This window comes from Chitinophagales bacterium, assembly GCA_013816805.1.
GTDB lineage: Bacteria > Bacteroidota > Bacteroidia > Chitinophagales > UBA10324 > MGR-bin340.
In genome coordinates this window covers 40,287-48,925 of the sequence record JACDDS010000002.1, presented here as the reverse complement: position 1 = coordinate 48,925, position 8,639 = coordinate 40,287, and the positions used below count along the sequence as shown (strand labels likewise).

10 protein-coding genes and 1 pseudogene are annotated in these 8,639 nt (G+C 38.5%); 4 read left to right on the top strand and 7 right to left on the bottom strand.

Going from position 1 to position 8,639, the window contains the following annotated elements:
* Positions 1-193: 193 nt before the first annotated feature.
* Positions 194-790: a Holliday junction branch migration protein RuvA gene (ruvA, locus tag H0W62_02080; GenBank protein ID MBA3647328.1), complete on the bottom strand. Its 597-nt coding sequence runs from the start codon at positions 788-790 to the stop codon at positions 194-196.
* A 187-nt stretch (positions 791-977) separates the two neighbouring features.
* On the opposite strand from ruvA, the gene H0W62_02075 reads away from it, so the two are divergent.
* Positions 978-1,184, top strand: a complete 207-nt coding sequence (locus tag H0W62_02075) for a hypothetical protein (protein ID MBA3647327.1) — start codon at positions 978-980, stop codon at positions 1,182-1,184.
* 88 nt (positions 1,185-1,272) lie between these two features.
* Here H0W62_02075 and H0W62_02070 read toward each other — a convergent pair whose 3' ends face one another.
* The 3 genes from H0W62_02070 to H0W62_02060 form a co-directional block, all read right to left on the bottom strand.
* Complete coding sequence (locus H0W62_02070; GenBank protein ID MBA3647326.1) at positions 1,273-3,075, bottom strand: T9SS type A sorting domain-containing protein; 1,803 nt, start codon at positions 3,073-3,075, stop codon at positions 1,273-1,275.
* Positions 3,076-3,182: 107 nt separating this feature from the next.
* Positions 3,183-3,404, bottom strand: coding sequence for a T9SS type A sorting domain-containing protein (locus H0W62_02065; protein MBA3647325.1), 222 nt, complete (start codon positions 3,402-3,404; stop codon positions 3,183-3,185).
* A gap of 78 nt (positions 3,405-3,482) precedes the next feature.
* Positions 3,483-3,878, bottom strand: a complete 396-nt coding sequence (locus H0W62_02060) for a hypothetical protein (GenBank protein MBA3647324.1) — start codon at positions 3,876-3,878, stop codon at positions 3,483-3,485.
* Positions 3,879-4,115: 237 nt separating this feature from the next.
* Between H0W62_02060 and H0W62_02055 the strand changes: the two genes are divergently transcribed.
* From H0W62_02055 to H0W62_02045, 3 genes and pseudogenes are all read left to right on the top strand, one after another.
* Positions 4,116-5,012 carry a hypothetical protein gene (locus H0W62_02055; protein MBA3647323.1) on the top strand — a complete coding sequence of 299 codons (897 nt, stop codon included), beginning with the start codon at positions 4,116-4,118 and terminating at the stop codon, positions 5,010-5,012.
* A pseudogene (locus H0W62_02050) lies at positions 5,006-5,200 on the top strand (phosphoesterase). The gene H0W62_02055 and the pseudogene H0W62_02050 overlap by 7 nt, the downstream one beginning before the upstream one ends.
* 46 nt (positions 5,201-5,246) lie before the next feature.
* The gene (locus tag H0W62_02045) at positions 5,247-5,612 is read left to right on the top strand and encodes a hypothetical protein (GenBank protein ID MBA3647322.1); all 366 of its coding nucleotides are present in this window, start codon (positions 5,247-5,249) and stop codon (positions 5,610-5,612) included.
* A gap of 1,388 nt (positions 5,613-7,000) precedes the next feature.
* On the opposite strand, the gene H0W62_02040 is transcribed toward H0W62_02045, so the two are convergent.
* The 3 genes from H0W62_02040 to H0W62_02030 form a co-directional block, all read right to left on the bottom strand.
* Entirely contained in the window at positions 7,001-7,156 is a 156-nt protein-coding gene (locus tag H0W62_02040) for a hypothetical protein (GenBank protein ID MBA3647321.1), read from the bottom strand.
* A 78-nt stretch (positions 7,157-7,234) separates the two neighbouring features.
* Positions 7,235-8,236 (bottom strand): T9SS type A sorting domain-containing protein, encoded by a 1,002-nt coding sequence (locus H0W62_02035; protein ID MBA3647320.1) that lies wholly within the window; start codon positions 8,234-8,236, stop codon positions 7,235-7,237.
* 72 nt (positions 8,237-8,308) lie between these two features.
* Positions 8,309-8,509 carry a hypothetical protein gene (locus H0W62_02030; GenBank protein MBA3647319.1) on the bottom strand — a complete coding sequence of 67 codons (201 nt, stop codon included), beginning with the start codon at positions 8,507-8,509 and terminating at the stop codon, positions 8,309-8,311.
* Positions 8,510-8,639 lie beyond the last annotated feature (130 nt).

Below are 8,639 nucleotides of genomic sequence, written 5' to 3'. Positions count from 1 at the left end.
CTGAGCATCATAATAAATAGTGAGAAACGGTTAATCCGTTACCGCGCATAGCTGTAACGCGAAGAAATAGATTTTTTCAAAAACAAACCAATCAAAATTTTTAAGGCGACTAATATTAATTATGAGTATGGCCCAAATGCTTTTCCCGAATTTTGAGGCTTCATATTATTAAACAAATACAGTACTATTTCTATCAAATATATTTTAGGGTTTGTTTAATTAAATCCTCTACAGTCCAATCTTTTTTATCATTCAAAATTTTCTGTACAGCCTGCTCTGCCTGGATGCGATTAAACCCAAGCATAACAAGTGCACTTAACGCTTCCTCCTTTACGTTATTGCCACCTGCTACCTGCATTTGCGGAGCCATTAAATTTTTACCGATTTTGTCCTTCAGTTCCAGGATAATACGCTTAGCGGTTTTGGGGCCAATGCCTTTAATACTCTCCAGCAACTTCACATTTTCGGTTATGATGGCTCTTTGAATTTCCTCCGGTGAAAGCGATGAGAGAATCATTCGTACGGTAGAAGCACCGACTCCGGAGATGCTTAATAGTTCTGTAAAAATTTGTCTCTCGCTTTCGTCATAGAAACCATAAAGTGAAACGCCCAATGCACCCTGCAAGCCTCCGCTGAAATGCAGGTAAGTATGCAGCTTGCAGCTGGTTTTCCCTTCAATGCTGGAATAGGTATTTAAAGAGATGTTTACAAAATATCCTAATCCTCCTGATTCGATAATCACATGGGCAGGTGATTTTGAAGTGATGGTACCTTGTATGTAAGAGATCATTTATAATCTTATTAACTGACGCAACTTTCAGGTAAAGAAAAGAAATTCATTGGGTTTCAGCTTCTGTTTCCTTTTGTAATTTCTGTACGTGTCAAAAAGGAATTACTTGAAATAATACCTTTTGGTGGAGACCCCTACTCATTTGAAGAGTTAGTGGGCCGAAATTGGTGCCTGTTACCTGCAATCAGTGAGCGGTATAGCACCTACTCAGTTTGAAAATAATGTGGCTTATATCAAGGGATGGTTGGATACACTCGAGAAAGATAGACGGTTTATCATCTTAGCCACTAGCCAGGCACAGAAGGCTACTGATTTCATTCTCAACCTTAAAAAAGAGGAGAAGCCGGAAGAGGAAGTTCTCGAAGTGGTAAAGGAAGATGACGTACCCATTTGATTAAAATGTTAAAGCCTGATGGGTATTTTCTATCAGGCTTTTTTTCTATTCAATGAATCATCTATAATTCTTTTCTGGAGTATAAAATCTACTGTAAAAATATTTTTTTTGTCAAAACTTCATTTTCCATTCGCACCTTAACAAAATAGATGCCTTTGGAAAGCGTGGCATCTAAATATAGCGGAATTTTAAAGTTAGGGCCTGCAATGGCCATCTTTTCACTTTTTATTATTGCACCATTGGAGTTTATTATCTCGATGGTGGCAAATGGAGAATACATATGAGAGACTGAGAAGTTAACCTCTAAACAGCCAGTTGTTACAGTTGGAAAGATAAAAATGCTATTGGTAGAAAATAAAGATTTTTCAGAAACATAAACATCTTCGTTCGAAATGTTGCTTTCTTCCTTGGCTCTTTTGCCGGCCACATTTACAACCCAAAAATCACTGGAGGTTGTCGCTCCATGGTGATCTTTTACATTGCCATCATCTGAATAGCTATAACCTGCCACTGTAAAGCCACCATCTGCTGTTGGAATAAGTGAAGTTGGATACTCATTATTTGATCCCCCTAATGAGATTTTATATCTTGAATTTCCGCTTGCTGAAAGCTTATCGATGAAATAATCCTGACCCCCATGATTTTGTGGGAAACTGGATGAATAGCCAAAAGCTATACAACCCCCATCATGGGTTAATTGGATCCCCTGGCTATTGTCACTATTGTAGCCTCCAAGACATTTCTGCCATATTAAGTTTCCCATTGGATCTAACTTAACTATCCAATAATCATTAATAAAGTCATACTCCTGACCGTGATAACCCATTACATCGCCATCATTAGAGGTAGTAGTTCCTGAAATATAGTAATCTCCGTCACTTGCTTGTTCAATGGAGTAGGCAAAATCTGTGTATGAACCACCCAGAGCGTTCTCCCACTCAATCATGCCATTGGAATCGAGTTTTACGATCCAATAATCATCAAATCCATGAAAGCCGGTTACATCTCCATCATCAGAACCTGTAAATCCCGCCAAAATATATCCATGATCAAAAGTTTGATGCCCGGAATATAAACGATCAACATCACTACCCCCTAAAGATTTTTCCCAAATCAAGTCTCCTTTTGAATTTAACTTTACGACCCAGTAGTCTTCAGTACTACCGAAATGATGTTCCGTTACATCTCCATCAAATGAACTTGACGTGCCTCCAATAATAATCCCATTGTCTTGAGTCATTTCTGAAAAATGTAATGTTTCGTCCTCCGTTCCTCCCAATGCTTTTTCCCATATTAAATTACCATTTTCATCTAACTTTATAGCCCAAAAATCAACTCCTCCATGGAAACCAGTTACCTGTTTGTCATTTGAAGATGTTTCACCCACTGCAAAATATCCTTCGTTATTAGATGGATAAACAGTTAGCAAATTATCCGGACCGCTTCCTCCAAATGATTTTTCCCATTGCATCGTACCATCCTTGTCTAACCTTATGATCCAGTAATCTTTGTGTCCATGATTGCCAGTTACATCACCATCATTTGATTCTGAAGTTCCTCCTACTATGAATCCCTCATCTTTAGTTTGTTCAATATGCATTGCTTCATCATCTTTGCTGCCACCGTATGAGTGTTGCCATTGCATTTTGCCTTCATAATCTAATTTTACAATCCAATAGTCATTACGACCGTGATTATCTGTAATATCCCCATTCTTGGAATTGCTGTATCCTGCAATAACATAACCGCCATCCTTAGTACCAATCATAGAGGATGTTATCTCGTCTTTGCCTCCCCCCAATGAATTTGTCCACTGGATATGAGGTGATTGAGAAAAAGTCCGTGCCGTCAAAAGGCTCAGCAAAGAAATTATAAATAAATATTTTTTCATGAAGGAAAATTTTAGAATTAAAAGGTTAAAAGAATCTTATCTATTCGTAGGTCAGATCAATATATCTACATGAATCAAAGTGAAAATGGTCAAGCCACCATAAAGCCTTATTTTCCTGTTTTAATTAATTTATATATTTTGCTCGTACCATCTGCATATTTAAGGCGGGTAAGATAAACACCAGAAGGATACATTGATCCAAACGTAATTTGATCACCGGTACTCGTGAAATATTCCACTTTCCTTCCAAAAAGATCGGTAACAAAAAATTGAGTTCCTACAGGTATTGTTTGGGTACGAAAATCAGTAGAGGTTGGATTAGGAAATATTTCTGTCCAAGCCCTGTCTCGCTAAGAGGTTGAGTGAAGGTGCGGACAGGGCGCAATCTATGGAAGTAGCTATTACCTTCACACATCCCTATAGTGGGTTAACTTAAATATTCCCTGAACTTCTGTTGCATAATAGCGGGCACTGGAGTGCAGATAAGAAATGTCATCAACTGCCAGTCTCCATTTTTTTGAAACAGGATTGGAATGCATGTAATCCAGCTTCTGAAGCATCATTCTATCACTCATAATCTCTTTTGCATCAAATGAATCTCTGAACACCTGGTGCAGCTTACCTGCTCTGCGGTCACTTGCCGATACATCTTCAGACAATAAATTTAGGATTTGTTGCTGATCTTTTTGTCTCAATCGCTTCACTATCTCATATGCCATAAACCGCTTGCCATTACTGATACAGGCATTGAGTGACTTCACATCTTCAGGACAATAAATAGTGAAATGCAGGTGGTTGGGCATAATACATATCCTGTAATTCTATAGCCTTTGGATTCCATGATGCGAAACCACTTATAAATTTCATCATAAAAATCAGTGATCAGGAATAAATTCAGCCAACGGTTACAGGTAAAAGTGCAGAAATAAATAGCGTGTGATTGATGATGGTTGGTATGTGTTGTCAATTTTTAGAACCCGGGAACAATCAAACTTAAATAAAGTAAACTGTTTTAATAGAGAATTGCCCTGTCCGCGTCTATGCTTAACCTTCAAGGCGAGACAGGGCAAAGGCAAAATAAAGTTGCCTTAGCAAACATAAATTATTTAACCAATTTTTCAGAATGGCTGAAAGTACAAGAAGGTAATCCTGATTCAGATGGTAATACTTTTAATGACTTAGCTGAAAACAATATCGCACCCGGGGTTGCAGGCTCGCTATTTGAGCACGATCCACGATATATTTGCACCCTGCGTGATCTAACTACGTATGTTCATTTTGATGCCCTTTATGAAGCGTATCTCAATGCTTGTTTGATTTTGTTAGGTATGCCAGCCCGCGTTGACCCAGGCAATCCCTATTTAGATGAGCCGCGATATCGGACCCAACGTACACAAGATGGATTTGCGACATTCGGACCTCCACACATTCTTACCCTCGTTACTGAAGTAGCCACACGTGCACTAAAGGCAGTTTGGTTTCAAAAATGGGGAGTACACAGGCGTCTCCGCCCTGAGGAATTTGGGGGGCGAATACAGGTACATCTTGTAGAAGACTCAGGGCGGTATAACGGTATGATAAACAAAGAAATTTTGGATTCCTTAAGTGCAGCAGGAAAGCTCGCTTTACATTTTCCCATGGCTGGTGGATACTTACTGCCGCAAGCGTTTAAAGAAGGAGCACCTACGCATCCTGCATACGGCGCTGGTCATGCCACTGTTGCAGGCGCCTGTGTCACTGTCCTTAAAGCCTGGTTTGATGAATCAGAGGTATTTGATCCATCTGTTGTACCAGCAGTAATCCCGGGTGTACCGGGACCTGTTCGAAATCAGATGGCAGAAAATAGAAGGCCAAAGGAACCAGACCCTGCAGATCCAACATGTAGAACACTAAGGAATGTAATCAATCCTCCTATCTTGACAGTAGGTGTGAGTTGAATAAACTTGCTGCTAACATAGCGCTCGCCCGCAATGCAGCAGGAGTACATTGGCGAAGTGACTATACAGAATCTTTAAAACTTGGAGAAGAAATTGCAATTCGAATTCTTCAGGAACAAAAGTTAACGTATAACGAAGATCATCATTTATCGCTTACAAAATTTGATGGCACCAGTATTACAATTTGAAGCCTCAATGGCTGAAAGCGATTTTCAATAAATAAAAAGAATAGTTATGCAATTGAATTTTAATGCCGAAATATATCGGAACGCCTCTGCGTTTTATTCCGATGCAGTACTTGAAGCAAGTACAAGCTATACTGATCTTTCATTGGTTCCTGCTATTGGAGATTTGCAATATTTTCCGCAACTAACAGCAGAAGTACGAGCATTAGAGCTGGCATTGGGTCAGCTTGAGGAAAAACTTGATGAGGTTATAATTATGCTGAAGGCTCTTGCCGTAATAGCGGAACCTGCGAACAAATTAAAGGTGCTTCCGATAATAGGATTAATGGATCAACAGGTAGAGCCTTATGTTAATTTTTATCTGGTAGAAATGAAGTGCAGGAACGAAAAAGTAGGGAATAAAGAAAATAAATAATTGGTGTACTCAGGTAGCTTCCATGCAGAACAATGTTTGCCCTACTTGAAATCCTTTCATGGGTGTTCAGCCAGCTGAGCATTTTACCAATACCCTTCATCATTATTGCTCACCTGAATGTGATGAACCACTTCGCGGCGTTCATCAGCAATCAATGCAACATCTAATGTCGCTTTAGAAACATCTATTCCTTCTTAAAATTTGTACTGCGTTTTAAAAGTTAAGAATAAACAACGGTGTTCATGAGTTTCTTTGAAACCTTAATAATAAGCCCGAAGCTTGAATTTCTATTCGAAGCATCTCATAAACAAAAGGAAGCAGTCTGTATCAACGGATGGACCTGCAAAAGTCAATTGGTCTTCATAGTTCACTGCTGCAATTCGGTTAGTAATTATCAACAAATGTGTGTTTAAATAACAAAAGAAAAAGCAGCAAAAAGGAAAGATAATAATAATTGCAAAGTGCTGAAAAAATCACTTTGCGAATCTAAAGATGGGCGTCCTCGCTGACCACAATTCTACCAATCAGATATAACCATGTAGTAGGTGAGAAAGGAAAATTCTTTTCATTAAACAAATAATATCATGCTGATGAAAACTATACTGTTCAGGGAGTGAGACAAGGTGCCATCTTCCTGAAATTGGGTTCAAATGCATATAATCCAATTTCTGCTGTGCAATAGTAGGACATAGTATGTTGATGGGTGTGTGACCCATCTTTCCCAAAAATGATAGCTTCTGTCATGTTATGTTGAATCAAAATCATTGAGCATTTCAGGATCATTTGGTAACAATTGCTTGTTGAATGCATGAGAAGTAAAGTCAACAGCATATTTTCAATTTTAGCAGGCTCAAAAATCGTTTTGAAGACCATAACAGACGGATATGATTTGGCATAATAATAAACCATGAATTCTTGTCCGGTTATTATCATGAAGCCTCTGTAAAGAATCTGTAATTATTTTTTTGTAAACATCCTTAAAAAGCAGCGGTTTCCAGCTATTAATAGTTGTAGTAAAGAAAACCATTTCCTGAAGGTAACGGATCGTTTAGAGTGGTCGGTGGGGACACCGACCACGGAAAGGGTCGGGGCACGAAGAAATAGATTTTTTCAAAAACAAACCATCAAATTTTAAGCTGACTCATATTAATTAAAGGAATATCTAATAATCGGCGGATTTGAAAATTCCCTGTTCATACATTCAACAAATACAGTACTATTGTACCAAATATATTTCAGGGTTTGTTTGATTAATTCCTCTACAGTCCAATCCTTCTTCTCATTCAAAATTTTTTGCACAGCCTGCTCTGCAGCTTCACTCCCGCAGAGCATCAGCGTGCAAGCAGAGGAAGCTGCCAGGTGAACGGTTTATTAATCTTTAAATATCTTTACTGCACATCTTTTCTCTCCTCAGCTTCCTCTGCAAACGCTTTAGGCTCAACAGGGTGAAGCTGCGGGGAGAGTAAATATCCTAACCCTCCTGATTCAATGATCACATGGGCAGGTGATTTTGAAGTGATAGTGCCTTGGATGTAAGAGATCATTCCCGATTCTATATACTATGATTAAATATAGATTTATAAATCCAAAACCCACCGGAGGGAAACATAGTGGAGAAAGTCTCATCTTTCCACTACTATTTTTTGACTCACTCTTTCTTCTGCTGTTTGCAAGGTTAATAAATAAACTCCGCATGCTAGATCGCTGACAACTACCAATTTATTTTCTGAAGATGGAGAAAGGGTGAATAATTTTAATATTCTTCCATAAGTATCAGTGATCGCGAGGTAGCCTTGTTGACTTGTATTGAAGCTAATGCTGATAAAACTATTGGTGGGATTGGGAAAGATTTTAAATGGTTGAATAGATTTTACTCCCTGAGTTGGTGTTGCGTAATCTAAATAGGCAACACCATTTAAACTATCCTTAAGTTGAGAGAAATCTCCTCCTACATATATATGCGATTGAAAATAGATAGAAGCAAAGATAGCTCCCACACCGCCCCAATCTATACCAGACCACGTAGTTCCATCCCAAACCTGAAATCCATCCGTAATATCTCCTGTCACATATAACTTGTTATTCAAGCTTAATATCGAATTCACAAAATCAATTTCCAAATGTTTTAATGTATCCCAGGAGATACCATTCCAATCCGCAATTCCATCGCACTTAATCGTATCAGCTTTTTTGAAATCACCACCAACTATAAGATCATTTTCGAAAGTGTCCAATGCACCGACATATTCCCCGGAGATACCTTTCATCATGGGATACCAATTAAATCCATTCCAGCGTGCAATATTCTTTGCATTTGAATCTCCGGCTTCGTAAAATCTTCCGGCGGCTACTAAATCTCCCCTGTATTCATGCATAGCATCCACTGAGCCAGTAGTGCCCGTTCCTAACGGTAGCCATTTACCCGCATCGATAAACTTGGCAATATGATTAACCGTAACATCGTCCCCATCTAAAAAACTGTAAGAAACAGTAAAATCACCACCTGCATATAATGTGTGATGATAGACTGTAAGGCTATTCACTTCATTATTAAAAGCCCCAACAATAACGAAATTGCTGTCCTGAACCAATACCACCCATCCATTATCCAGGGCTGCGTACATTTTCCCTTTATAGTATAATAAATCATTTATCTGATAATCTATGTCAGGCGCTTTGAGCCATTGTAAACCATTCTATATAGCCAAATTTTGAACAGGAATACCACCTGCGTTAAATATAAGCCCTCCTATATATAAATTATTCGATTGTGAGTCTATACACATTGCATGGACATATCCATTTATCCCTTCATCCAATGGTCTCCAAACCTGTGCAAAAGCAGATAGTGCCGATAATGTAAAAATAACGGTGAAGATCACGAGTGAGTATTTCATATCCATTAATAAGAATAATCTAAAATTGTCAGTTATTATTTACCGCACAGGAAATGAATTAAATCTGATCCATAAGTTAATACATTCAATAATACGAAGTAAATCTTTGAAAAATAACAGGCTCCAAGCT

Bases quoted from the DNA above. Each gene is read 5' to 3' on its own strand.
- ruvA (MBA3647328.1), bottom strand. From the start codon at position 790: ATGATCTCTTACATACAAGGTACCATCACTTCAAAATCACCTGCCCAT.
- H0W62_02070 (MBA3647326.1), bottom strand. From the start codon at position 3,075: ATGAAAAAATATTTATTTATAATTTCTTTGCTGAGCCTTTTGACGGCA.
- H0W62_02060 (MBA3647324.1), bottom strand. From the start codon at position 3,878: ATGCCCAACCACCTGCATTTCACTATTTATTGTCCTGAAGATGTGAAG.
- H0W62_02055 (MBA3647323.1), top strand. From the start codon at position 4,116: ATGCTTAACCTTCAAGGCGAGACAGGGCAAAGGCAAAATAAAGTTGCC.
- H0W62_02045 (MBA3647322.1), top strand. From the start codon at position 5,247: ATGCAATTGAATTTTAATGCCGAAATATATCGGAACGCCTCTGCGTTT.
- H0W62_02040 (MBA3647321.1), bottom strand. From the start codon at position 7,156: ATGATCTCTTACATCCAAGGCACTATCACTTCAAAATCACCTGCCCAT.
- H0W62_02035 (MBA3647320.1), bottom strand. From the start codon at position 8,236: ATGTACGCAGCCCTGGATAATGGATGGGTGGTATTGGTTCAGGACAGC.
- H0W62_02030 (MBA3647319.1), bottom strand. From the start codon at position 8,509: ATGAAATACTCACTCGTGATCTTCACCGTTATTTTTACATTATCGGCA.